The organism is Streptomyces sp. NPDC030809 (genome assembly GCF_055572195.1).
Genome location: NZ_JBVIDV010000011.1, coordinates 131,454 through 154,288, shown reverse-complemented (window position 1 = coordinate 154,288; position 22,835 = coordinate 131,454). Strand labels below are relative to the sequence as shown.

At 74.0% G+C, this 22,835-nt stretch carries 22 protein-coding genes and 1 tRNA gene; 8 read left to right on the top strand and 15 right to left on the bottom strand.

The features are described 5' to 3' along the window. Positions 1-57: 57 nt before the first annotated feature. The 11 genes from ACZ407_RS17015 to ACZ407_RS16965 form a co-directional block, all read right to left on the bottom strand. On the bottom strand, positions 58-1,218 hold the full coding sequence (locus ACZ407_RS17015; RefSeq protein ID WP_468128870.1) for an agmatine deiminase family protein: 1,161 nt from the start codon (positions 1,216-1,218) through the stop codon (positions 58-60). Between the two features lie 60 nt (positions 1,219-1,278). Next, the gene (locus tag ACZ407_RS17010; RefSeq protein ID WP_468128869.1) at positions 1,279-2,103 is read right to left on the bottom strand and encodes an ABC transporter ATP-binding protein; all 825 of its coding nucleotides are present in this window, start codon (positions 2,101-2,103) and stop codon (positions 1,279-1,281) included. Then, complete coding sequence (locus ACZ407_RS17005) at positions 2,096-3,082, bottom strand: ABC transporter ATP-binding protein (RefSeq protein ID WP_468128868.1); 987 nt, start codon at positions 3,080-3,082, stop codon at positions 2,096-2,098. The genes ACZ407_RS17010 and ACZ407_RS17005 overlap by 8 nt, the downstream gene beginning before the upstream one ends. Beyond that, a complete protein-coding gene (locus tag ACZ407_RS17000) occupies positions 3,079-3,933 on the bottom strand; it encodes an ABC transporter permease (RefSeq protein ID WP_468128867.1) in 855 nt (284 codons plus the stop codon). The genes ACZ407_RS17005 and ACZ407_RS17000 overlap by 4 nt, the downstream gene beginning before the upstream one ends. Next, on the bottom strand, positions 3,930-4,892 hold the full coding sequence (locus ACZ407_RS16995) for an ABC transporter permease (RefSeq protein ID WP_468128866.1): 963 nt from the start codon (positions 4,890-4,892) through the stop codon (positions 3,930-3,932). The genes ACZ407_RS17000 and ACZ407_RS16995 overlap by 4 nt, the downstream gene beginning before the upstream one ends. After that, complete coding sequence (locus ACZ407_RS16990; RefSeq protein ID WP_468128865.1) at positions 4,889-6,586, bottom strand: ABC transporter substrate-binding protein; 1,698 nt, start codon at positions 6,584-6,586, stop codon at positions 4,889-4,891. The genes ACZ407_RS16995 and ACZ407_RS16990 overlap by 4 nt, the downstream gene beginning before the upstream one ends. Positions 6,587-6,744: 158 nt before the next feature. Further along, the gene (locus ACZ407_RS16985; protein WP_468128864.1) at positions 6,745-7,773 is read right to left on the bottom strand and encodes an agmatine deiminase family protein; all 1,029 of its coding nucleotides are present in this window, start codon (positions 7,771-7,773) and stop codon (positions 6,745-6,747) included. A 113-nt stretch (positions 7,774-7,886) separates the two neighbouring features. Next, entirely contained in the window at positions 7,887-9,638 is a 1,752-nt protein-coding gene (locus tag ACZ407_RS16980) for an urease subunit alpha (protein ID WP_468128863.1), read from the bottom strand. After that, the gene (gene ureA / locus ACZ407_RS16975; protein ID WP_468128862.1) at positions 9,635-10,327 is read right to left on the bottom strand and encodes an urease subunit gamma; all 693 of its coding nucleotides are present in this window, start codon (positions 10,325-10,327) and stop codon (positions 9,635-9,637) included. Before ureA ends, ACZ407_RS16980 begins: the two co-directional genes overlap by 4 nt. A 367-nt stretch (positions 10,328-10,694) precedes the next feature. Continuing rightward, the gene (locus ACZ407_RS16970) at positions 10,695-11,273 is read right to left on the bottom strand and encodes a TetR/AcrR family transcriptional regulator (protein WP_468128861.1); all 579 of its coding nucleotides are present in this window, start codon (positions 11,271-11,273) and stop codon (positions 10,695-10,697) included. A gap of 58 nt (positions 11,274-11,331) precedes the next feature. Next, the gene (locus ACZ407_RS16965) at positions 11,332-13,185 is read right to left on the bottom strand and encodes a serine/threonine-protein kinase (protein ID WP_468128860.1); all 1,854 of its coding nucleotides are present in this window, start codon (positions 13,183-13,185) and stop codon (positions 11,332-11,334) included. A 136-nt stretch (positions 13,186-13,321) separates the two neighbouring features. Here ACZ407_RS16965 and ACZ407_RS16960 point away from each other — a divergent pair, with 136 nt between their 5' ends. The 5 genes from ACZ407_RS16960 (at position 13,322) to ACZ407_RS16940 (ending at position 17,938) form a co-directional block, all read left to right on the top strand. Then, a complete protein-coding gene (locus ACZ407_RS16960) occupies positions 13,322-13,912 on the top strand; it encodes a TetR/AcrR family transcriptional regulator (RefSeq protein ID WP_468128859.1) in 591 nt (196 codons plus the stop codon). 255 nt (positions 13,913-14,167) lie between these two features. After that, entirely contained in the window at positions 14,168-15,337 is a 1,170-nt protein-coding gene (locus tag ACZ407_RS16955) for an agmatine deiminase family protein (RefSeq protein WP_468128858.1), read from the top strand. A gap of 226 nt (positions 15,338-15,563) precedes the next feature. Then, positions 15,564-15,746, top strand: a complete 183-nt coding sequence (locus tag ACZ407_RS16950) for a hypothetical protein (protein WP_468128857.1) — start codon at positions 15,564-15,566, stop codon at positions 15,744-15,746. Positions 15,747-15,888: 142 nt separating this feature from the next. Continuing rightward, a complete protein-coding gene (locus tag ACZ407_RS16945) occupies positions 15,889-16,596 on the top strand; it encodes a DUF5709 domain-containing protein (protein WP_468128856.1) in 708 nt (235 codons plus the stop codon). 157 nt (positions 16,597-16,753) lie between these two features. After that, a complete protein-coding gene (locus ACZ407_RS16940) occupies positions 16,754-17,938 on the top strand; it encodes an alcohol dehydrogenase catalytic domain-containing protein (RefSeq protein WP_468128855.1) in 1,185 nt (394 codons plus the stop codon). A gap of 69 nt (positions 17,939-18,007) precedes the next feature. Here ACZ407_RS16940 and ACZ407_RS16935 read toward each other — a convergent pair whose 3' ends face one another. Then, positions 18,008-18,256 carry a DUF6296 family protein gene (locus tag ACZ407_RS16935; protein ID WP_468128854.1) on the bottom strand — a complete coding sequence of 83 codons (249 nt, stop codon included), beginning with the start codon at positions 18,254-18,256 and terminating at the stop codon, positions 18,008-18,010. Positions 18,257-18,397: 141 nt separating this feature from the next. Here ACZ407_RS16935 and ACZ407_RS16930 point away from each other — a divergent pair, with 141 nt between their 5' ends. Both ACZ407_RS16930 and ACZ407_RS16925 read left to right on the top strand, forming a co-directional pair. After that, a complete protein-coding gene (locus ACZ407_RS16930) occupies positions 18,398-18,895 on the top strand; it encodes a hypothetical protein (protein WP_468128853.1) in 498 nt (165 codons plus the stop codon). Positions 18,896-18,906: 11 nt separating this feature from the next. Next, positions 18,907-20,163, top strand: a complete 1,257-nt coding sequence (locus tag ACZ407_RS16925) for a PP2C family protein-serine/threonine phosphatase (RefSeq protein ID WP_468128852.1) — start codon at positions 18,907-18,909, stop codon at positions 20,161-20,163. A 22-nt stretch (positions 20,164-20,185) separates the two neighbouring features. Here the strand turns inward: ACZ407_RS16925 and ACZ407_RS16920 are convergent, their stop codons facing one another. Continuing rightward, a complete protein-coding gene (locus tag ACZ407_RS16920; protein ID WP_468128943.1) occupies positions 20,186-21,469 on the bottom strand; it encodes a phosphatase PAP2 family protein in 1,284 nt (427 codons plus the stop codon). 258 nt (positions 21,470-21,727) lie between these two features. Further along, positions 21,728-21,801 (bottom strand) — tRNA-Pro (locus tag ACZ407_RS16915). Between the two features lie 172 nt (positions 21,802-21,973). Here ACZ407_RS16915 and ACZ407_RS16910 point away from each other — a divergent pair. Beyond that, positions 21,974-22,462 (top strand): DUF309 domain-containing protein, encoded by a 489-nt coding sequence (locus ACZ407_RS16910; protein ID WP_468128851.1) that lies wholly within the window; start codon positions 21,974-21,976, stop codon positions 22,460-22,462. Here ACZ407_RS16910 and ACZ407_RS16905 read toward each other — a convergent pair. Beyond that, positions 22,442-22,834 carry a VOC family protein gene (locus ACZ407_RS16905; RefSeq protein ID WP_468128850.1) on the bottom strand — a complete coding sequence of 131 codons (393 nt, stop codon included), beginning with the start codon at positions 22,832-22,834 and terminating at the stop codon, positions 22,442-22,444. The genes ACZ407_RS16910 and ACZ407_RS16905 overlap by 21 nt on opposite strands. Position 22,835 lies beyond the last annotated feature (1 nt).

Genomic DNA, 22,835 nt, shown 5'->3' with positions numbered 1-22,835 from the left:
CGCTCGCGCTGCCCGGCCGGAGCCCTTTCTGCACCGGGCCCGGGGCCCGGGTCCCCGTCAGGCGACGGGCTGCTGCTGGGTGACGCAGTGGATGCCGCCGCCGCCCGTGCCCAGGCGGTCGATGTCGAGCTGTTCGATCACGCGGTCGGGGTAGAGGCCGGCCAGGGTGGCCCGGGCCGCCCGGTCGGCGGCCGTGTCCCCGAACTGCGCAGAGATCACTGCGCCGTTGCAGAGGTAGTAGTTGGCGTAGGAGGCGAGGAAGTTCCGGTTGGTGGACCGGATCTTGTAGTAGTCGGGGCCCTGGAGCCGGGTCACGGACATGGCCGCGCCGGTGGCGGTCGTGGCCGCGGACAGGACCTGGTACTGCTTGCGGGCGTCCTTCGCGAAGGCGTCGGTGTCGGTGGACAGCGGCATCTGGACCACCGCCCGGCCGGGGGTGAGGAACCGCGAGGTGGCGTCGACGTGGTCGTCGGTGATGTCCTGCCCGTACACGCCGTCGAACCAGATCACCTTGGACGCCCCGTAGGCGTCGAGCAGCGCGGCCGTGATCTGCGCCTCCGACATCCCGGGGTTCCGGTTGCGGTTGACGAGACTGCTGCGGGTGGCCATGAGCGTGCCCGCGCCGTCCTGTTCGACCGCACCGCCCTCGCCGACCAGGTCGGCGTACGTGAACGGCACGCCGGCATACGCGGCGATCCGCTCCGCGGCCAGGGCGTCCCGGGTGCAGGTCTGCTTGCCGCCCCAGCCGTTGAAGTTCAGCCCCACCGCGTCCAGTCCGCCCGAGCCGTCGGTGCGGAAGACGGGTCCGGTGTCGCGCATCCAGCAGTCGTCCACCGGGACCGAGGTGATGACGGTGACCGACGGTCCGCACATCGACCGGGCCTTCGAGGCGCTCGCGGGGTTGGCGCACATCACGACGGGCTCGTACTTCGCGACCGTACGGGCGATCAGCGCGATGTCGGCCTGGACCCCGCCCAGTTTGCCGGACCAGATCGCGGTGCTGTCGGGCCAGGCCATCCACGTGCGGGTGTGGCGCGCCTCCTCGTTCGGCACCTGGAAGGCGCCCGCGGCCGCGGAGCGGCGTATCCGGGAGGCGGCGCGGGCCCGGCCCTCGGCCGCGGCCAGGGCGGCGCCGGCGGCGGTGAGCCCGGCCGCCGCGAGGAAGCCGCGCCGGCCGAGACCGCCGCCCGAGGGGCGGTCCGCAGAACGAGCATCCATTCTCTTCTCCTATTCGATTCGCTGGTGCCGTGCGCTTTTTCGTGCGTTCCGTGTGTTCCGCTACGCCGTCCGCCGGGCGGCGGCGATCGCCTCCGGGTCCCAGCCGGGGCGGGGCACGGACTCCAGGAGGAGCCGTGTGTAGGGGTGCCGTGGTGCGTCGAGCACCTCGGCGGTGGCGCCGGCCTCGACGATGCGGCCCTGGCGCATGACGACGACCTCGTCGGTGACGCACCGCACCACGCCGAGGTCGTGGGTGATGAACAGGTAGGCGATGCGGGTCTGTTCGCGGATGTCGGCGAGCAGGTTGAGGATCTGCGCCTGTACGGAGACGTCGAGGGCGGCGACCGCCTCGTCGAGCACGAGGACGGCGGGCTCGACGGCGAGGGCGCGGGCGATGGCGACCCGCTGCCGCTGCCCGCCGGACAGCTCCCGCGGCCTGGCCTCGGCGGCGCGGGTGCCCAGACCCACCTGGTCGAGGAGTTCGCGCGTCCGGCGGCCGTGGTCGGTGCCAGGGAAGTGCAGGCGCAGCGTCTCCCGGAGCGCCGCTTCGACGCTGGTCCTCGGGTCGAGGGAGAGGTAGGGGTCCTGGAAGACCATCTGGACCTCGCGGGCCCGGGCCAGCCGCCCGGCCCGGCCGCGGCGCCCGGCTCCGGCCCCGCCCTTGGCGCCGGATCCGCCGCGGGGCCGTCCCCGTACCAACACGGCTCCCGCGTCCGCCCGTTCGAGACCGACCACGATGCGGGCGGTGGTGGTCTTCCCGGAGCCGGAGCCGCCGACGATGCCGAGGGAGCCGCCCTCGGGAAGGGCGAAGGACACGTCGTCCACGGCCCGCAGGCCGCCGAACGACCGGTGCAGTCCGACTGCTTCGAGTACGGGCTCAGGCACGGCCGCGGCTCCCTTCGAGGCGGTCGCCGTGGTGGCAGGCGGCCTGGTGGTCCGGTGCTCCGGGGACGGGCTCCGGCTGCGGGACCTCCCGGTCGCAGATCTCGGTGGCGAAGGCGCACCGGGCCGCGAAGGCGCAGCCGTGGAGCTCCCGGCGCAGGTCGGGGGGCCGGCCGTCGATGGCGGTGAGTCTGCCCCCGGGTGCGTCCAGGCGCGGGGTGGAGGCGAGCAGGGCCGCCGTGTAGGGGTGCCGGGGCCGCCCGAACAGCCGCCGCGCCGGGCCGGATTCGGCGATCCGGCCGGCGTACATCACGTACACGCGGTCGCTGATGGCGGCGGCGAGGTCCAGGTCGTGGGTGACGAAGAGCAGCCCGGTGCCGAAACGGCGGCGCAGGGCGGCGAGCAGGGCGATGACCTCGGCCTGGGAGGTGACGTCGAGGGCGGTGGTGGGCTCGTCGGCGAGCAGCAGGGCCGGATCGCCCATCAACGCGGCCGCGATCACCACGCGTTGGAGCATGCCGCCGGAGACCTGGCCGGGGTACTTGGGTAGGACGGTCTCGTCGAGGCCCACGGCCCGGAGGAGTTCGGCGGCCCGCGCCGCTGCCTCGGCCCGGGTCATGGTCCCGGTGAGCCGTACGCTCTCGGTGAGGAAGTCCCCCATGCGCCGCAGGGGGTTGACGGCGGCGCGGGGGTCCTGGAAGACCATGGCGACGGTGCGGGTGCGCACGGCCCGCAGCTCTGCGGGGGCCATGGTGAGCAGGTCCCGGCCCTGGACCCGGACGGCGCCCTCGACCTCGGCGCCGAGTGGCAGCAGGCGCAGGGCGCTGCGGGAGGTGAGGGTCTTGCCGGAGCCGGATTCGCCGACGAGGGCGACGGTCTCGCCGGCGGCGACGTGCAGGTCGATGCCGTCGAGGACCGGGCGGGCGGTGCCGGGCAGGGTGATCCTGAGGCCTTGGATGTCCAGGGCGGGCAGCGGTGTCATGGGGTCCTCCGGGCGACGCGGTCGGCCCAGCGTTCTCCGGCCACGTTGAAGGCGACCACGGTCAGCACGACGGCGAGGCAGGGCAGGACCGCGGAGAGCGGGTAGCCGGACTGGACGGCGGTCTGTCCGTCGAAGACCATCCGGCCCCAGTCGGGGGTGAGCGCGGGTACGCCGAGCCCCAGGAAGGAGAGGCCGGCCAGGTCCATCAGCGCGTAGCCGAAGTTGACGGCTGACTGGGCGAGGACCACGGGGGCCACGTGGGGGAGGACGTGGCGCAGGCAGATGTACGCGGCCGAGTGGCCTTGGACCTGGTAGGCGGTGACGTACGGGCGGGCCCGCTCGGCCAGGACCAGGGAGCGGGTCAGGCGGCTGACGTAGGGGAGGTAGGCCAGGGCGAGGGCGAGGACGGGGGCGAGCAGTCCTTCGCCGTACACGGAGATGACGAGGATGGCCAGCAGCATGCCGGGGAAGGCGAACACGAGTTCCGTGCTGCGGGACAGGACGGAGTCGAGCCGGCCGCCCCGCCAGGCGGCGGCGGTGCCGACGGCCACCCCGGCGAGGGTGGAGAAGACCACGACGCCGAGCGGGCCGAGCAGGGAGGTGCGGGCGCCGGTCAGGAGCCGGGAGAGGGTGTCGCGGCCTGCGGTGTCGGCCCCGAGGAGGTGGTCCGCGGAGGGGCCGGCGAGGGCGTTGCCGAGGTCCACCGCGTTGGGGTCGTACGGGGCGGCCCAGGGGGCGAGGACGGCGGCGGCCGTGACGAGGGCGACGAAGGCCAGGCAGGCGAGGTGGAGCGGGGAGCCGGCGGCGCGGATCCGGGCCAGGCCGGGCCGGCGGGTGAGGGTGGCTGTCATGCGGCGGCCCTCCGCTCGCCGAGGGTGGTCCGCGGATCGACCAGGGGCAGCAGGAGGTCGACGACCAGGTTCACGGCCATGAACAGGGCGACGATGACGAGGGAGACGGCCTGCACGGTCGGGAAGTCCTTCGTGGTGGTGGACAGTTCGAGGAGCTGGCCCACTCCCCCGATGCCGAAGGCGGTCTCCACGAGGACGGTGCAGACGAGGAGGGTGGAGACGACCAGGCCGCTGGTGGTCAGGACGGTGCCGAGCGAGTTGCGGAACACGTGGCGGCGGATGACGTGGTGTTCGGGGACTCCGCGGCTGCGGGCGACGGTGACGTGCTCGCTGTCGAGGGCTTCGAGCATGGCGGAGCGGGTGACCCGGGCCAGCATGCCGATGAGGTAGAGGGCGAGGGCGACGGCCGGCAGGGTCAGGTGCAGCAGCAGGTCGCCGAGGCTGCCGTCGCCGGTGCCGCTGCTGGGGAACCAGCCGAGTTTCACCGCGAACAGCCCCTGGAGCAGCACGGCGGCCACGAAGGAGGGGGTGCCGACGGCGGTGGTGGTCAGGACGAGCACCGCCGAGTCGGTGGCCCCGCCGCGGACCGCGGAGAGCAGGCCGAGCACCAGGCCGACGGCCAGGACCGCCGCGAGGGCCAGCCCGATGAGCACGAGGGTGGTGGGGAGCCGGTCGGCGAGCAGGCGGGACACGTCGGTGCGGTAGGTGATCGACTCTCCGAAGTCTCCGTGGAGCATGTCGCCGAGCCAGCGCAGGTAGCGGACGAGGAAGGGGTCGTCCAGGTGGTGGCGGGCGTTGACGGCGGCGAGGGCCTCGGGAGAGGCGGATCGGCCGGAGAGCAGGAAGCTCGCGGGGCTGCCCGGCGCGAGGTACAGGGCGCCGAAGACGAGGAACGAGGCGCCGAGGAGGGTGGCGGCCATCTCCGCCGTCCGCCTCAGGGCGAATCCGAGGAAGCTCACCGCGGCGCCCCCACGGCCGCGGCCCACGGCTGGTACATGTACGAGATCGTGGTGGGGGCGCCGGTGATCCTCTTGTTGAGGAACACGGCGGTGGGCCACTCGGCCACCGGGATCCACAGCAGCTGTCCGGCGGCGTGCTGCTGGAGCCGGGCGGCCACGGCCATCCGCCGGTCCGCCGGGTAGAGGGCGGACGCCTGCTCGACGAGGGAGTCGTACTGCTTGTCGCTGTAGCCGGCGAAGTTCATGTACGCGCCGGTCTTGAAGTTGGCGAGCAGGTCGAGCGGGTCGGTGATGGAGTCGTAGTAGGTGAGCGGGAACATGTCGATGCCCTCGCGGGCGCGGGGATCGGTGAACAGCGCGGTGAAGGCGTTGGGCGCGATGGTCTTGAGCCGGATGTCCAGGCCGATCTGCGTGCCCGCGGCCTGTACGGCGGTGGCGAGCAGGGAGACGTCCTGGCCGATGGAGCTGGTGGCCACGGTCAGGGTCTTGCCGGTGGCCCCGGCCTCCTCGATCAGCTGCCTGGCCTTGGCGAGGTCGCGGCCGGTGGGCGGCAGTCCCGCGAAGGCGGCCTTGCGGACGCTGTCGGGGGCGGCGGCCCAGGCGGCGCGGGTGGTGGGCGAGTTGGTGACGCGGCCGGCCCCCGCGAGTCCGGCCCTCACGAACCCGGAGCGGTCCAGGGCCAGGGACAGGGCGCGGCGCACGCGGACGTCGCCGAGGGGGCCGCGCATGTCGGTGATGTTGACGTTGACGGTGCTGAGGCCCTCGCCGAAGTAGAGGGTGCCGACCCCGCCGGCGCGCAGCCGGGCGTAGCTCTCGGTGGGGATGAGGTAGCCGCCGTCCACCTCTCCGCTGAGCATGGCGTTGGTGCGGGCCGAGGGGTCGGTCATGAAGCGGAACACGGCCTTCTTGGCCTTGGCCCGGCCGGCGCCGGGGTCCGGGCCGGGGCCGCGGTAGTCCTCGAAGCGCTCCAGTTCGACGGATTGGCCCTTGTGCCAGGCGCCGAGCTTGAACGGGCCGGTGCAGGCGAGGTCGCCGGTGGTGCCGTAGCGGCTGCCGGCGGCGACGATGCCGGCCTTGGAGGCGACGACCCCCGCGGCGGTGGCCATGTACTGGGGGAACTGGGAGTCGGGCTTCCTGAGCTTGACGGTGACCTGGAGGGGACCGGTCCGGGTGAGGGAGGCGACGTTCTGGAAGACCTGGGCCCAGGCGGCCGCGTTGTCGGGGTCCATCTGGCGGCGGAGGCTGTACACCACGTCCTCGGCGGTCAGCTCCGCGCCGTTGTGGAAGCGGACCCCTGGGCGCAGGTCGTACACCCAGGTGGTGGGGTCGGGGTTGGATGCCTTGCGGGCCAGGCCCGGTTCGAGGGTGAGCTCCGGCGTCCAGCGCATGAGGCTTTCGCAGACGTTGGACAGGATGGTGTTCTGCGGGTAGTCGAAGGCCATCGTGTAGTCGAGGGTGGGCGGTTCGGCGTACAGGGCCCAGGTGAAGGAGTCGATCTCCCCGCGGGCCGGGGGCGTGGAGGCGGAGAGGCGGAAGCCCGTTCCGGCGCCCGCGGCCCCGCCCCCGGGCGGGCCCGAGCAGGCCGTGAGGAGGAGGCAGGCGGCCGTCAGGACCGCCGTGGTTGCGCCCGAGGCGGGGATCCAGCCGGGACGGCGGCGGGGCGGTCTGCCGCCCGGGGGCCGGGTTGTGCTCATGGTGGGGCTCACTTTCCGTGCGGAAGGCGGGTGGGGGCCGGCGGCGGGGCCGGCGGGCCGTGGGGGCCGGCCCCCGCGAGCAGGCGGGAGGCGTACGGGAGGCGGCTCGTGCGAACCGGCGACCCTCACCGGTCGCAGCACCGGGCCGCGGAGGGGGGTTACGCGGTGGGGCGCGCAGCCGGCCGGGCCGCCGGGACCTGCTGGGTGATGCAGTGGACCCCGCCGCCGCCGAACGCGATCCCGACCGCCCGGACGCCGACGACCTTGCGGCCGGGGTGGGCCGTGGCGATCACCGCGAGGGCGGCCTCGTCCTGCGGGACCCCGGCGACCGGGACGACCACCCCGCCGTTGGCGACGTAGTAGTTGAGGTAGGACACCTCGATCTCGCCGTCGGCCGTGTCGACGAACGCGGTCTGGGGGACGTCGACGATGTCCAGCCGGCGGCCGCGGGCGTCCCGGGTGGCCTCCAGCACCGCGCGGTTGGCGCGCATCCGGGCGTAGTCGGGGTGGGCCGGGTCCTCCGGGAGGGAGACGACGACCGTGCCGGGGGCGGCGAAGGCGCAGACCCCGTCCACGTGCCCGTCGGTCTCCGTGTCGAGCAGGCCGCCGTACGGGAGCCAGATGACCTTCTCGATGCCGAGGCGGGACTTCAGCTCGGCCTCGATCTCCTCGCGGGAGAGGCCGGGGTTGCGGTTGGGGTGGAGCAGGCACTGCTCGGTGGTGATCAGGGTGCCCTCGCCGTCGACCGTGATCGCGCCCCCTTCCAGGATCATGTCCGAGGGGATGCGCTCGGTGCCGAGGTGCTCCAGCAGGAGGGCGCTGATCCGGTCGTCCGCGTCGTACGGGTGGTGCTTGCCGCCCCAGGCGTTGAAGCGGAAGTCCACTCCGGCGCGGTTGCCGTCGCCGTCGAGCACGAAGAGCGGGGCGGAGTCGCGGAACCAGGAGTCGTCGAGCGGCAGCTCGACCACGGTGATCCCCTGGCCGCCGCACCGGGTGCGGGCGTCCTCGCCGTGGCCGGGGGGCGCGACCACGGTCACGGGCTCGAACTCGGAGATGGCGCGGGCGACGTTCGCGTACTCCTCCTTGACCTCGTCGAGCACGCTCCCCCACAAGTCCTCGCGGGTGGGCCAGGCCATCAGGCACCCCTCGTGCTCGGACCATTCGGCGGGCATGCGGAAGGCAGTCATCACGGTCTCTCTTCTTCTGGTCTGACTGAATTTTCAGTCAGATGGCAGTGCAGGGGCATGCAGTGCAGCGGCAGGGCTGGTGGATGAGGACGAGCGAGTGTCGGGGCCGGGGGTTACAGGAAGTACAGGCGGCTCAGGGACACCGACTGCGCCGGCTCGGAGCGCATCGGCTCCCCGTCGAGGGTGACCAGGCCGCTGCGCGGATCGACGTCGACCTTGCCGAGGCGGGCGTTGCGCACCATGTCCGCCGGGCCGATCCCGCGGGTGTTGCGTACGGCCACGCGCCGGCGCCGGGTGGCCGGCAGGCCGTGCGGGCCGCCGAAGGGAGCGCCGGCCTCGGCGGCGGCTCCGCTGACGAAGGCCACCGACAGTTCGGCGGGGGCGGCGCCGTGGGCGCCGAACAGGGGGCCGAGGACGAGGGGTTCGCAGGTGTCGGTGGCGGCGTTGGGGTCGCCGGTGACTCCGTAGGCGGGGAAGCCGGACTTCAGGACGAGCTGGGGCTTGGCGCCGAAGAACTGCGGGCGCCACAGCACGATGTCGGCGAGCTTGCCGACCTCCAGGGAGCCGATCTCGTGGGCCAGGCCGTGGGCGATGGCCGGGTTGATCGTCAGCTTGGCCATGTAGCGCAGCACCCGGGCGTTGTCGTCGCCCTCGCCGTCGCCCTCCAGCGGGCCCAGCTCGGCCTTCATCTTGGCCGCCATCGCGAACGTACGGCGTACGGTCTCGCCCGCCCGGCCCATGCCCTGCGCATCGGAGGAGGTGATGCCGATCGCCCCCAGGTCGTGCAGCACGTCCTCGGCGCCCATGGTCCCCGCCCGGATCCGGTCGCGGGCCATCGCGGCATCGCCGGGGAGGTCCGGCTTGAGGTCGTGGACCGAGACGATCATGCCGTAGTGCTCGGCGACCGCGTCACGGCCGAACGGCAGGGTGGGATTGGTCGAGGAGCCGATGACGTTGGGGACACCGGCCATCTTCAGCACGTTCGGCACGTGCCCGCCGCCGCAGCCCTCGATGTGGAACGCGTGGATGGTCCGCCCTTCCAGCACCCGCAGGGTGTCCTCCACCGACAGGCACTCGTTCAACCCGTCACTGTGCAGCGCCACCTGCACGTCGTACTCCTCCGCCACCCGCAGCGCCGTGTCCAGCGCACGGGTGTGCGCACCCATGTCCTCATGGACCTTGAAACCGCACGCCCCGCCTTCGGCGAGGGCCTCCACCAGGGGAGCCGTATCGGAGGAGGAACCCCGGGCCAGGAAACCGACGTTGACCGGCCAGGCGTCGAAGGCACCGAAGCCGTGCCGCAGCGCCCACGGGGAGTTGACCCCGACGCCCCAGCTCGGCCCGATCTCCTGGCCGATGATCGTGGTGACGCCGGCGGCGAGCGAGGCCTCCATGATGCGGGGCGAGAGGAGGTGCACGTGCGTGTCGATCGCACCGGCCGTGGCGATCAGGCCTTCACCGGAAATGATGGTGCTCCCCGTGCCGACGACCACGTCCACGCCGTCGAGGGTGTCGGGGTTGCCGGCCCGGCCGATCGCGTGGATCCGGCCTTCCCGGATGCCGATCGACACCTTCCGGATGCCGAGCACCGCATCGATGACCAGCACGTTGCTGATCACCACGTCGCAGGTCTCGCGGACCGCCGCCGCCTTCAGGTGCAGACCGTCCCGGGCCGTCTTGCCGAACCCGGCCAGGAACTCCTCCCCCGGCTTCTGCGCATCCGACTCCACCCGCACCGTCAGCCCGGAGTCCCCGAGCCGCACCCGGTCCCCCGCCCGCGGCCCGAACACCGCCGCGTACTCCCGCGGGTCGATGTGCCGGCTGCCCGGCGCGCAGTGATCGCTGTGCCTGGTGGGCTTGCTCATCGCTGTCCTTCCTCCACACCGAGGTACCCGCAGGCCGCCGCGCGGCGCAGGGCCTCTTCCTTCGCACCCGGAGCATCCAGCGGGCCGTCCACCAACCCCGCGAAACCGATCGCGACCCGGTCGCCACCGATCCGCACCAGCCCCACCTCGGCCTCGCCCAGCGGGTCGAAGCGCACCGAGGAACCGGCCGGAACGCACAGCCGCATGCCATAGGCGGCAGCCCGGTCGAAATCGAGCCGGGGATTCGCCTCGAAGAAGTGGAAGTGCGAGGTCACGCTCACCGGCACGGTCGCCGTGTTCCGCACCGCCAACCACAGCTCCGGCTCGACCACCGGGCCCTCCGGCCCCGGCAGGACCGCCCCTGGGGCCTCGTCGTTCGCCACCGCCTCCCCGAACGGGGCGCTGATCACGGCGAGCCGCGTGCCGTCCTCGAAGACCGCCTCGACCTGGATCTCGGTGACCACCTCGGCGACGCCGGGCAGCACGTCCTCGGGACCGAGGACGCGCCGGCCGCGTTCCAGGGCGTCGGCCAGGTGCAGCCCGTCCCGCGCGGCCTCGCACACCGTGTCGGCTATCAGCGCGGTGGCCTCCGGCACGTTGAGCCGGAGGCCGCGGGCGCGGCGGGACCGGGCCAGCTGGGCGGCCGTGTAGAGCAGCAGCCTATCGCGTTCGGTGGGGGTCAGGGGCATGCTTCGGCCTTTCGTGCGGACCGGTCGAAGGGCGACCGGTGCCCCGACTGTGACACTGACTGAATTTTCAGTCAACCCTCCTGACAAGGGTGCTTTCCGTGATGGGGGCTCCGCCTCGGCGAGGCTGCAAGGTTCCGCGCCGGGGCAGCGGCGGAGCGGGGTTCGGGGCGGAGCCCCGGGACAACCCGGCTCCGCCGGGCACCGGGCTCTGCCCGGACCCGCTCCTCAAACGCCGGAGGGGCTGGAAGTTTCCCGCCGTGCCCGGTCCGAGCCCGCTGTTCAGCCGTCGGCCACGGCGGGCAGAAACCGGCCCCGCCGGCGAATCAGGCGCGGGTCCGGGCGGAGCCGGGGGTGGGAGACGGCGGGGTCAGGGGGTGAGGCGGGTGAGTTCGGCCTCGATCGCCTCGCGCATCAGGGTCCGCGCATGCCCGATCTGCAACGTCCCGCTGAGCCACCGCATGCTCAGCCCTTCGAGCAGCGCAGTGAGCCGCTCCGCCGCAGACGCCAGCGCCGCCGCCGGCGCCATCGGCCGGATCTGCCCGAGCAGGGCCGCGACCTCCTGCACCCACACCAGAGTGGCCCTCGCCAGGTCCTCCCGCAGCAGCTCGTCGAAGACCGCGCTGGCCCGCAGTTCGCCCCAGGCCGTGCTGTTCTCCCGCACCTCGACCGTGTCCTGGAGTTCGAGCAGCAGCGTCTCCTCCAGCTCCTCACGGGGGCTCAGCGGCTCGGCGTCCGGGTCCCGCTCGGTGGTGTAGCGCTCGGCACGGTCGTTGATGAACTCCAGCGTCTGGCGCAGGATCCCGTTGCGGTCCTTGAAGTGGTAGTAGATCAACGCCGTGGACACGCCCGCCTCCGCGGCCAGTTCCTCCACGCGCAGCCCGCGGACCCCGCGCCGGGCGATCACCCGGGCGGCCGCTTCGAGGATCTGAGTGCTGCGAGACGCCATGCCCCGAACCTTACCGGGGCCCCGCGGCCCGCCCCCGCCCCCGGCCCCGGTCACCGGCTCAGGCCCGCCGGTGGTACTGGTCCACCGCCACGGTGACGGCCCCGCCTTCGGGCTCCGCCGCGAGCAGGCGTACGACCGCGATGTCCTTCCCGTCCGGGCTCCGTACGCAGAACGGCTGCTCGCCGCTCAGGTCCTCGAAGGCCAGCGTGGTGACGGGCCGGGTCTCGATCCCGCGCACGCATTCCGCGGGCCCGAGCTCGTCCCCGGCTGCCGCGAAGGCGTCGCCGTCCTCGGGGACGAGGAAGGCGCCCTTCTCCCACGCCAGGTACCAGGCGGCGGTGTCCGCGGGCACCACCTTCGCGGCCCTGAGGTCGAACTCGTAGCTCGCGTCGGGAGCGGTCAGCTCCACCCCGGTCGCGCCCGGGACGTAGACCACGGGCGAGGGTGCGCCCGTACCCGCCGCATCGGGACCCGTCGTGTCCGCGGCGTCGGCCGCCGGCCCGGGGGTGCGGTCCGCCGCGGCCGCCGGCTCCCCCGCCCGGTCCGGCAGGTACAGGTACGCGGCCCCCGCTCCGGCCAGACCCAGCCCTGCGGCCACCGCCACGGCCAGGACCGGCACGGTCCGCCGGCCGCGCGCACCCCGCCGCGCCCGCCGCGCCGGGGACTGCGTCCCGGCACCGGACCCCGCACCGGCACCGTGCCGGGCCGCCGGGCCGCGGGTGACGGCGCCCGGTCCGGTGCCGCCGTACGGACCCTCCGCGGGATCGGGATCGGGAGCGGGAGCGGGGACGGGGCCGGGGCCGGGGTCCGGGACGGGAGCGGCGAGCGTGGCCTGGGCATGGGCCGCGCCCGGCACCAGCGTCGGCGCAGGAACCGGCACGGGCACCGGTTCCGGGACCGCGCCCGGGGCCGGCACCCGCCGGCCCCCCGCCCCGTCCGCCGCACGCCCCTCGGCCGCCCCCGGCCCCGCCGCCCCCGGCCCGCCCCCGACCTCCCGTCCCCCCACCTCCCGCCCGACCGCCTGCGGCAGCCACCCCTGCGAGGAGTCCCAGCGCGGCCCCAGCAGGGGATGCGCGTGGACGGCCGCGATCAGCTCGGAGGTCGCCGGTCGGGCCTCCGGCCGCTTGGCCAGGCACCAGGCGATCAGGTCCCGCAGCCCGGCGGGGACCCGGCCGAGGTCGGGCTGCTCGTGCACCACCCGGTACAGTGCGGCCGATTCCGGCCCGGCCCCGAAGGGGGGCGCGCCGCCCGACACGTACACCGCGAGGGCCCCGAGCGCGAAGACGTCCGTTGCCGGGGTGACCGGCAGGCCGAGAGCCTGTTCGGGGGCCATGTACGCGGCAGTGCCGATCCGCAGCCCGGTCCCGGTCAGGGCGCTCGCGTCCGCGGCCCGGGCGATCCCGAAGTCGATCACGCGGGGGCCGTCCGCGGCCACGAGCACGTTCGCGGGTTTGAGGTCCCGGTGGACCACCCCGGCCTGGTGGATGGCCTGGAGCGCCTCCGCGACCCCGGCCACGAGCAGCAGCACCGTACGGTCCGGGAGCGGGCCGTGCCGTTGGACCACCTGCTGGAGGGAGGGCCCGGGCACGTAGGCGGTGGCGAGCCACGGGGTCCGGGCGTCCACGCCCGAGTCGACGACCTGGGCGGTGTACAGGCCGTGGATGCGCCGGGCGCTGGCCACTTCCCGGGCGAACCGGCGGCGGAACTCCGGGTCGGCGGCGAACTCCTCCCGGATCGCCTTCAGGGCGATCGGCCGGCCGCCGGGGGTGTGGGCCAGGTAGACCACGCCCATGCCGCCCGATCCCAGCCGGGCGTGCAGACGGTAGCCCCCGATCTCGCGGGGGTCGTCGGCGGACAAGGCCTCGTGGGCCGGGGCCGGCACGGCGCCGGGACCGGTGAGTCGAGCGGACATGCGGTGGCTCTTTCGGCGGTACGGAAAAGGGGTGCGGGGAGGTCTGGGAGGACGGGCGGGTCGGAGGCATGCTGCCCCTAACTGAAGTTTCAGTCAATATGCGACACTGCTGGTACAGACCACCAGGAGGGGACCAGTGTCGACGGACCGCCGTACGGCGATCTTGGAAGGAGCCGCGCGGGTCATGGCCCGGCGCGGGGTGCGGGGGCTGCGCATGGAGGAGCTCGCGGCCGAGGCCGGGGTGTCCACGGCGCTCGTCTACTACCACTTCAAGGACCGGGCCGGAGTCCTGCGCCACACGCTGGAGTTCATCAACGACCGGGCGGACCGCTACACCGCCGGCGAGGACCGCGCGCCGGAGCCCTCCGACCCCCGGCGCGAGCTGGTGCAGACCCTGCTGCTGGAGTTCCAGGACGCGCCCGAGGTGCGGGAGAACAGCACGGCCTGGGGCGAGTTCCGGGCCAGCGCGGTCTTCGACCCGGAACTCCGCGCCGATCTGGCCCGGGCCGGGCTGACCTGGGTGCACGAGGTGGCCGAACTCCTCGCGCAGTCCGCTCCGACGGCCCCCGCCCCCTCCCTCACGGCCTCCGCGGAGCGCCTCACGGCCCTGCTGGAGGGGCTGAGCACCCGCTGGCTGAGCGGCATCCTGCGGCTGACCCATGCCCGCGAGCTGATGCGCGAAGCGGTGGCCGTGGAAATCGAGCACCTCAACCGTCCCACGGTTTGACTGAATTTTCAGTCAGTGCCAGAGTGGCGACACGAAGGACGGATCCGCCCTCGCGGTCCCCGCAGTCGACGACACGGGAACGCACCCTGGTCACGCCGGGTGCGACCGGCTCCCCGCCGGCCGCATCCGCCTCACCGCCCCCGCGTCACGGCACCCGTGCACCCGCACCCGCTCCCGCGGGGGCACCCGCGTTCCCGACCGCACCGCGCCTCACCGCCGGATCCCCCGTCCCGTACGCCGACGAACGGAGCCCCCATGTACGACCTCCGCCCCTCCCGCCGCACAGCCCTGCGCACCCTCGCCGGGGCGGGCGTCCTCGCCTTCGGCGCCTCGGCGTGCGGGCCCGGCGACGCGGGCGGCCGCTCCTCCGGCACGTCCGCCTCCTCCGCCGTACGGGCCGCCCGCTCCGAGGGGGAGCTGCGGCTGCCCGCCGAGTGGGAGAGCCACGCCCGCACCTTCATGTCCTGGCCCGCACTGGAGTCCGTATGGGAGGAGGACCTGCCGTACGTCCGGAAGGACATCGCGCGGGTCGCCCGGGCGATCGCCGAGTACGAGTACGTGGTGATGATGGCCCGCCCCGACCAGGCCGCGGCGGCCCAGCGGGCATGCGGCTCCCAGGTGGAGGTCGTCCCGCTGGCCGTGGACGACCTGTGGGCCCGGGACACGGTGCCGGTCTTCGTCGAGGACCACGGCAAGGTCACCGGCGTGGACTTCAACTTCAACGGCTGGGGCAACAAGCAGGAGCACGGCAACGACGGCAAGGTCGGCCGGACCCTGCTCGCGAAGTACGGCATCCCCCGGATCCAGGCCCCGCTGACCGCGGAGGGCGGCTCCTTCGAGACCGACGGCCAGGGCACCCTGCTGATCACCGAGAGCTCGATCGTCAACGACAACCGCAACCGCGGCAAGAGCCGCGACCGCATCGAGGACGAGCTCATGGACCTGCTCGGCGTGGAGAAGGTGATCTGGCTGGCCGGGGTGCGCGGCGAGGACATCACCGACGCGCACGTCGACAGCCTCGTACGGTTCACGGAGCCAGGGGTCATCCTGCTGGACCGGGCCTTCCCGGGCACTCCGGCCGACTCCTGGTCGCGCTCCTCGGACCAGGCGAAGTCCGTGCTCGGCCGGTCCACGGACGCCCGCGGCCGCCGCTTCGAGGTGATCGACCTGCCGCAGCCCGACCCGGACCGGATCACGGGCCGCGGGGACGACTTCCTGTCCACCTACGCCAACTTCTACGTGGCCAACGACTCGGTGTTCATGCCCAAGTTCGGCGACCGGAAGGCAGACGACCGCGCCCGCGGCATCCTCCAGGAGCACTTCCCCAAGCGGGACATCGTGCCCGTCTCGATCGACACGATCGCCACCGGGGGCGGCGGCATCCACTGCTCCACCCACGACCAGCCCGGCAAGCCGGTCGACTAGTTCGACCGGTGGGAGCGGGCCCCCGCCTCGGGATCTGGCCGGGGCGCGGCTCGCACGCACACGCCCCGTACCGGGACTCTTCCCGGTACGGGGCGCAGCCATGCACGCGGCGACCGGCCGGGCATGGGAGCCCCCATCGGGGGCAGCCGCTCTTCCCCGCGGTCGGCGGCGCACCCGGCCTCGCCGGCCGCGGCGGGCAGTCGAGGCGGCGGAGGAGTGGATCACGATGGCGGCCACCGCGAACAGTCACCGGGCCGGGGCGGCCCGTGGTGCGGACGAGGCCACGGCGGGCCCCTGGCAGGACTTCGGCACGGTCCTGGAGCAGATGCTCGACCTGCTCGACGCCTGCCCCTCCCCCGGGCCCGGAGCCGAGCCCGACCAGGACGAGTCCCGGCCCGCAGGCATGTGAACCCCGCCGGCACCCGGGCACCCGCGCACCCGGTGAGCAGGCGAGGTGCATCGGCGTGCGGATTGCGGGCAGCCGCGCGGCGAGCGCGGGCCACCGCCCGCAGCGGATGGGCCCGGAAGACCCGGAGGGAAGGCGACAGGCCATGAGCGGGACCGAGAACCAGGGGGACGAGGTCTACCAGCCCCAGGAAGAGGCGGAGCCGGGCGAATCGCAGCCGGACATGCAGAACGCCCTCGGGGAGCCGGGGGCGGACGAGACGCTGGACACCGGCTACTCCCCGCCCGACCGCCCCGTGGCGGTGACCCGGCACGGCACGACGGCCGGGGAGCAGCGCGCGGGCGAGACCCTGGACCAGCGCCTCGCCCAGGAGGAGCAGGAGGAGCAGGAGGAGGCGGAAACCGGCGGAGCGGCCGGGCCCGGCGCCTCGCCGGGGACCGCGGCGGAGGCGGGCCTCGGGTCGGAGGCCGTCCCCGGTGAGGACCTCGACGTCGAACCCGGCGGGGGCGGGGCGGGCTACGCGTCCCCCGCCGCGGACGGGCTGGGGACCGGGCCCGGGGGCGGCGGCGAGCCGGGCGAGGACCTCACCGCCGATCCCGGCGGGGACGGGACCACGGCCGGCCGGGAGCGGGCCGGTCGGATGGCGGCCGTCGAGGAGTCCCCGCCGGACCGGCACATCTCCGTGCTCGCCCACGACACGGGGATCGACGGCGGGGCCGCCTCTGCGGAGGAGGCGGCGGTGCACGTGCTCGACCCGGACGGCCCCGGATCCGAGGACCCCGGGCAGCCCGCACCCCCGCCCGCGCCGCCCCGCAGCCCCGGACCCGGCCGCGGCCGCGGCGGCGCCGGGTAGGCGCGGGGGCCGCGAGCAGGGTCCGCGGGGGGCATGAGCAGGCACCGCACGCACTCGTCCGCGCGGCCACCGCCTCCGGCGGCGCAGGCATACGGCCGGACCGTTCGGGCACGCGCCCACCCGTACGAGTGACCCGAGGGCCCGAGGAGGAGTTCCCATGCGCGCACTGACCTGGCAAGGCCGCGAGGACGTACGGGTGGAGACGGTGGCCGATCCGCGGATCGAGGAGCCCACCGACATCGTCGTCAAGGTGACCTCGACCGGCATCTGCGGCTCCGATCTGCACCTCTACTCGCTGCTCGGGGCCTATCTCGATCCCGGGGACATCCTGGGGCACGAGGCGATGGGGACCGTGGCGGAGGCCGGGCCGGAGGTCCGCACCCTGGCCCGCGGCGACCGCGTGGTGGTGCCGTTCAACGTGTCCTGCGGGACCTGCCACATGTGCGCCCGGGGCCTGCACTCCCAGTGCGAGACCACCCAGGTCCGCGCCCACGGCAAGGGCGCGGCCCTCTTCGGCTACACGAAGCTGTACGGACAGGTCCCCGGCGGGCAGGCGGAGTACCTGCGCGTCCCGTTCGGGGACACCCTGCCCGTGAAGGTGCCGGAGGGGCCGCCCGACGAGCGGTACGTCTACCTCTCGGACGTGCTCCCCACCGCCTGGCAGGCCGTGGAGTACGCGGAGGTGCCCCCGGGCGGCTCCCTCACCGTGCTCGGCCTCGGGCCGATCGGGCAGATGGCGGCCCGGATCGCCCTGCACCGGGGCGCAGGGCTGGTCGTCGGCGTCGACCGGGTGGACGCGCGGCTGGAACGGGCCCGCAGCCGCGGGGTGCACACCCTGGACCTGCGCGAGCACGGTTCCGGTCTCGTCGAGGCGGTCCGGGAGCTCACCGACGGGCGGGGCACGGACTCGGTGGTCGATGCCGTCGGCATGGAGGCCGACGGGAACACGGGGGCCTCGCTCGCCCAGAAGATGACGGCCCGGCTGCCGGACGCGCTCGCCCGACCGCTGATGGAGCACGCCGGCATCGACTGCCTCGACGCACTGCACACCGGCATCGAGATCGTCCGCCGCGGCGGCACGATCTCCGTCTCCGGGGTGTACGGCGGCGCCGTGGACCCGATGCCGCTGCTGACGATGTTCGACAAGCAGATCCGGCTGCACATGGGCCAGGCCAACGTGCGCGCCTGGACCGACGCGATCCTCCCGCTGCTGACGGACGAGGACTCGCTGGGGGTGGAGGGCTTCGCGACCCACCGGCTGCCCCTGGAGGAGGCTCCGGAGGCGTACGCGCGGTTCCAGGCGAAGGAAGACGGCATGATCAAGACGCTGCTGGTGCCGTGAGGCGCACCGGCAGGGCCCGTCAGTCGCCCCTCAGCCGAGCGGGCGGGCGCAGGCGCGCATCCCTGCGCGTCAGCCGAGCGGGCGCGCGCGCAGCACCCGGGCGGCCCGCTGCCCGCCGCCGGTGGCCAGGACCCTGACCTCGCCGCGGTCGCTGATCTCCGCCCGTACGATGCCGGTGCTGTCCGCGTAGACGGGGTGCCCGCCCGGTCCGGCGTCTCCGGTGCGCGTCAGCCGGAGCACGTCCTCCGCCGTCCCGTCCGCGGCTTCGAAGACCACCTCGTAGCCCGGCACGTCTGCTGCTTCGTGAGCTGTACCCATGGCAGACCTCCTGATGGGACCAGTGTCCCGCGTGCCCGCCCGGTGCCGCCCGCCGCGTTTCGGAGCCCCGGCCCCGGACAGACGCGGAAGACGAAGCGCGTGCACGCGGCGCACGGTCACGACGACAGGACGCAGGCGGTCATGAACGAGAACGATGTGAAGCTCAAAGCCATCGCCGCCCTCACCGCCACGAGGTCGGGCGCGGAGGACGCATTCGTCTCCGACCTGCTCTGCGATGCCATCCCCGAGCAGTTCCTCGTCCCCGTGGGGGCCACGGCCGCCGAGGCGGGCTGTGCGGTGCTGGAGCAGCTCTCGCAGCCGCTCAGCGCGCTGGTGAACGGCTTCCTGCTCGCCTTCGACACCCTGGCCGACGCGCATGACGGCACCGACCCGCAGCACACCACCGAGGAGATCCTCCAGCACCTGGCCCTCGCCCTGGCCCAGGAGGAGCCCGACGATCCCGAGGAGGCGGACGGCCCCGGTGGCGCGGACGCCGACGAGTGGGAGATCGAGCTCGTCACCACGGACGAGGACCTCGTGAGCACGGACGAGGACGGCGACGGGCCCGACCCGGACGGCCCGGAGCGCGCCGGCTACCCGCAGTGCCCGGACTATCCGGAGGACATGGACCCGGGCTGAGTGGCTCCGTCATGGACGACGCGGATTTCGGCACCCTCCTCGCCGGCCTGCTGGCCGACAGCCACCGCCTCGGGCCGGGCGACCTGCCGGGCATGGCGCGTACGGCCGCCCGGGCCGTCGGGATGAACGATGCGGTGATCTTCCTCTCCGACCTCCAGCAGCTGCGCCTCGTGCCCGTGCCGGACCGCGGCGCACGGCACGTCCCGGTGGCGGCGCAGTCGGGGCGGGAGGGGCAGCCGGGACCGGCTCCCGCGGAGCAGGAAGAGGCGGCTGTCGCGGTGGACGGCTCGCTGGCCGGGTGGGCGTACCGCACGGGCACCGTGCAGCTGGCTTCCGGCAGCGACCTGGTGCTGTGGCTGCCGCTCGTCGACGGGGTGGAGCGGCTGGGCGTGCTGCGGCTGACGGCGTCGGCCCTGGAGTCCACCGCGCTGGAGCAGTGCAAGACGCTGGCCTCGCTCCTGGGGCAGCTGATCGCCGCCAAGAGCCACTCCAGCGATCTCGTCTCGCGCCTGACCCGGTCCCGGCCGATGCTGCTCCAGGCCGAACTGGCCTGGGCCTTCATGCCGCCGCGGACCATCGGCTGTCCGGAGGCGACCTCCAGCGCGATCCTCGAGCCCGCCTACCAGATCGGCGGGGACGCCTTCGACCAGTCCCTCACGTCCACCGTGCTCCATCTGAGCGTCGTGGACGCGATGGGCCACGACCTGGCCTCGGGCCTGTGCGCGGCCGTCGCGATGGCCGGCTGCCGTTCGACCAGGCGGGCCGGCGGGGACCTCCCCGAGATCGCGACGACGATCGACGCGGCGCTCGGCCAGTGGCTTCCCGACCGCCTGCTGACCGGGGTGTTCGCCGACCTGGCCCTGGCCACCGGGGCGCTGGCGTGGGTGAACTGCGGCCATCCCCCGCCGATGATCATCCGGCGCCAGCACGTGCTGCACGGTGCGCTCGAACGTCCTGCCCAGCTGCCCCTGGGCCTGCCCTCGGAGCGCACCGGCCCCGAGGACTTCCACGTCCACCACGCTCAGCTGGAGCCGGGTGACCGCCTTCTGATCCACACGGACGGGGTCACCGATGCCCGCTCGGCCTCGGGCGAGCGCTTCGGGGAGAGCCGGCTGGTCGATTCGGTCATCCGTGCCACCGCGGCCGGTGAGCCGGCGCCGGAGGCCCTGCGGCGCCTGGTCCGCGCGATCCTCGCCCACCACAACGGGCACCTGGCGGACGACGCCACCATCCTCCTCGCCGAGTGGCATCCCGCCCCCGCCGCCTGAACGGGAGGGGCGGGGGCGGGGTTCAGACCAGCTCGGGCTGGGTTTCGCGGCGGGGGTGCGGCAGCTGCGCCGGTGCACCCTCGCGCTCCCAGATCCGCACGATCCGTACGTAGCCGTAGACGACCGAGGCCATGGAGAGCACGAGCAGCGGCCCGAACAGCCAGGGGGTGCCCGCCATCTGCACCGGCAGGTAGCGGTACGAGGCCAGGAGCGCGGCGAAGACCACGGCTCCGTAGCCGGCCAGCCGCAGGCCGCGCCTGTCCCAGCCGCGGTCGAGGGCGCGCAGCCCGATTTCGATCGTGAGGGTGAACACCACGCCGGCGATGATGTCCGCCCCGTAGTGGTAGCCGAAGCCCAGGGTGGCGCCGAGCGTGGCGATCAGCCAGAACGTGCCCGCGTAGCGCAGGGCCCGCGGCCCCTTCCGGGAGTGGATGAAGATCGCGGTGGCCCAGGCCGTGTGCAGGCTGGGCATGCAGTTGCGCGGGGTGACCTCGTCGAAGGGCATCGGGAGGGGGGTGTTCACCGGGGACGGGGTGTGCGGCCAGAGGTTCGCCACCGCCCAGTGGCCGCCGTCGGCCCCGTAGGCGAAGATCGGCCCGACCACCGGGTAGATCATGTAGATGCCCGGCCCCAGCAGGCCGATCACCAGGAACGTGCGCACCAGGTGGTGGCCGGGGAAGCGGCGCTCCTTCGCGACGTTGCGCAGCTGGTAGAGCGCGACGGCGACCGCGGCCACGGCGAGCTGGATGTAGACGAACTCCAGGATCCAGGCGCCGGTGGCCCCGGTGGCCTCGACGATCCGGCCCGCCACCCACGAGGGGTTGCCGAGCGCGTGGTCGGCGGTGGCCACGTACTGGTCCAGGACCGTCGGGCGGGTCTTCGAGGTGATCAGCAGCCAGGTGTAGCCGGTCTTGCGGCCGGTCACCAGCAGCAGGGCCAGGCCGACGCCCTTGAGCAGGAGGGCCCGTTCCGCGCCGGTGCGGCGGGTGAGGGCGAGGACTCCGCAGCCCAGGGTCACCCACAGGGCCCCGGTGCCGTGCATCATCTCGGCGCCCAGGGCCCACCGCACGAGCCAGAAGACGAGGTCGATGCCGATCGCGGCGCCCAGCGCGATGAACCGCTGGCGCCAGGTGAGCACCACCGTCATCAGGGCCATGGCGGCGTAGAGGACCGTCCCCGACTTGGGGGCGAACACGACCTCGCGCGCCTGGTCCACGATCGGGCCGCGCATGCCGTACCCGCGTGCGGCGATCTCCAGTGCGACGAGGAATCCGACGGCCACCACGCCGACCGCGGCCCACAGCAGCACCCGCGGCTGCCGCCACGCGGCGCGGCCGTCCGTTCCGTTTGTCCGCGAAAACACCCGCGATACTTTAGATATCAATTTCTCAGCCGATGTGTGAATCATGGGGAACCTCGTGAGCCCGAACATGCTAGCGGCGCGGGCACTCCGGGAGGCCCGGCCGGGCGCGGCAGCCGGGGAGCGCCCCAACTGGTCCGGAAAACGGCCAAGGGTCCGTTTCAGATGACTCTGAAACGGACCCTGACCTGCGACTTCGAAAAGTCGGGACGACAGGATTTGAACCTGCGACCCCTTGACCCCCAGTCAAGTGCGCTACCAAGCTGCGCCACGTCCCGATACTCGCTGACCTGGGGTTTCCCCCGCGTCGGCGTGCAGGAAGAACATTACCCCACGCCGGGGGGTGCCCGGGCACCGGTGATCGTCCCGGGCGGGTTCGGTGCGGGTCGGTGCGGGTCGGGGCGGAGCGCGAGGCGGGGAGCGACGCGGCGGACAGGGGAGGATGGGGGGATGAGCGGGACGGACGGGCGGGACCGGGACGGTGCGGGCAGGGCGCGCAACGCGCGGCCCCGGGACGGGCTGGGGCGGCCCCTGGCGTACGGGGAGCCCGGCGTGGCGCGGCAGCCGGAGGGCGTGGTGCGCGCGCCGGCCGAGACGGTGCGCGAGGCGCAGCGGCTGCTGGACGCGGGCCTGCCCTTCCACGCGCACGAGGTGTTCGAGGACGCCTGGAAGTCGCGGCCGGAGGCGGAGGCCGCGCTGTGGCGGGGACTGGCGCAGCTGGCGGTGGGACTGACGCACGCGGCGCGCGGCAACGCGGTCGGCGGGGCGCGGCTGTTGCTGCGCGGGGCGCAGGGACTGGAGGGGCGGGAGCCCGCGTTCGGGATCGACGTACCCGGGATCGTGGGCTGGGCCCGGGAGCTGGCCGGGCGGGTGGCGGCCGCCGCGGCTCCCGTGGACGCGGCGGCCGAGGCGCCGCGGCTACTCGGCGGGCTGGATTAGGTCCCAGCGGTTGCCGTAGAGGTCCTCGAAGACGGCGACCGAGCCGTACGGCTCGTGGCGGGGCTCCTCCAGGAAGCGGACGCCGGCGCGGGTCATGCGGGTGTGGTCGGTGGCGAAGTCGGCGGTGTGGAGGAAGAAGCCGACGCGGCCGCCGGTCTGGTCGCCGATCCGGGCGCGCTGGGTCTCGTTCTTGGCGCGGGCGAGCAGCAGGGCCGATTCGGTGGCGCCGGGCGGCCGGACGACGACCCAGCGGGAGCCGTCGGGGCGCGGGGTGTCCTCGACGAGTTCGAAGCCCAGGGCCCGGGTGTAGAAGTCGATGGCCTCGTCGTAGTCGGCGACGACGAGCGCGGTCAGTGCGATGTGCGTGGGCATG

Coding starts and splice junctions, on each gene's coding strand:
- ACZ407_RS17015 (WP_468128870.1), bottom strand. CDS start 1,218: ATGGATGCTCGTTCTGCGGACCGCCCCTCGGGCGGCGGTCTCGGCCGG.
- ACZ407_RS17005 (WP_468128868.1), bottom strand. CDS start 3,082: ATGACACCGCTGCCCGCCCTGGACATCCAAGGCCTCAGGATCACCCTG.
- ACZ407_RS17000 (WP_468128867.1), bottom strand. CDS start 3,933: ATGACAGCCACCCTCACCCGCCGGCCCGGCCTGGCCCGGATCCGCGCC.
- ACZ407_RS16990 (WP_468128865.1), bottom strand. CDS start 6,586: ATGAGCACAACCCGGCCCCCGGGCGGCAGACCGCCCCGCCGCCGTCCC.
- ACZ407_RS16985 (WP_468128864.1), bottom strand. CDS start 7,773: ATGACTGCCTTCCGCATGCCCGCCGAATGGTCCGAGCACGAGGGGTGC.
- ACZ407_RS16980 (WP_468128863.1), bottom strand. CDS start 9,638: ATGAGCAAGCCCACCAGGCACAGCGATCACTGCGCGCCGGGCAGCCGG.
- ureA (WP_468128862.1), bottom strand. CDS start 10,327: ATGCCCCTGACCCCCACCGAACGCGATAGGCTGCTGCTCTACACGGCC.
- ACZ407_RS16970 (WP_468128861.1), bottom strand. CDS start 11,273: ATGGCGTCTCGCAGCACTCAGATCCTCGAAGCGGCCGCCCGGGTGATC.
- ACZ407_RS16965 (WP_468128860.1), bottom strand. CDS start 13,185: ATGTCCGCTCGACTCACCGGTCCCGGCGCCGTGCCGGCCCCGGCCCAC.
- ACZ407_RS16955 (WP_468128858.1), top strand. CDS start 14,168: ATGTACGACCTCCGCCCCTCCCGCCGCACAGCCCTGCGCACCCTCGCC.
- ACZ407_RS16950 (WP_468128857.1), top strand. CDS start 15,564: ATGGCGGCCACCGCGAACAGTCACCGGGCCGGGGCGGCCCGTGGTGCG.
- ACZ407_RS16945 (WP_468128856.1), top strand. CDS start 15,889: ATGAGCGGGACCGAGAACCAGGGGGACGAGGTCTACCAGCCCCAGGAA.
- ACZ407_RS16940 (WP_468128855.1), top strand. CDS start 16,754: ATGCGCGCACTGACCTGGCAAGGCCGCGAGGACGTACGGGTGGAGACG.
- ACZ407_RS16935 (WP_468128854.1), bottom strand. CDS start 18,256: ATGGGTACAGCTCACGAAGCAGCAGACGTGCCGGGCTACGAGGTGGTC.
- ACZ407_RS16930 (WP_468128853.1), top strand. CDS start 18,398: ATGAACGAGAACGATGTGAAGCTCAAAGCCATCGCCGCCCTCACCGCC.
- ACZ407_RS16925 (WP_468128852.1), top strand. CDS start 18,907: ATGGACGACGCGGATTTCGGCACCCTCCTCGCCGGCCTGCTGGCCGAC.
- ACZ407_RS16910 (WP_468128851.1), top strand. CDS start 21,974: ATGAGCGGGACGGACGGGCGGGACCGGGACGGTGCGGGCAGGGCGCGC.
- ACZ407_RS16905 (WP_468128850.1), bottom strand. CDS start 22,834: ATGCCCACGCACATCGCACTGACCGCGCTCGTCGTCGCCGACTACGAC.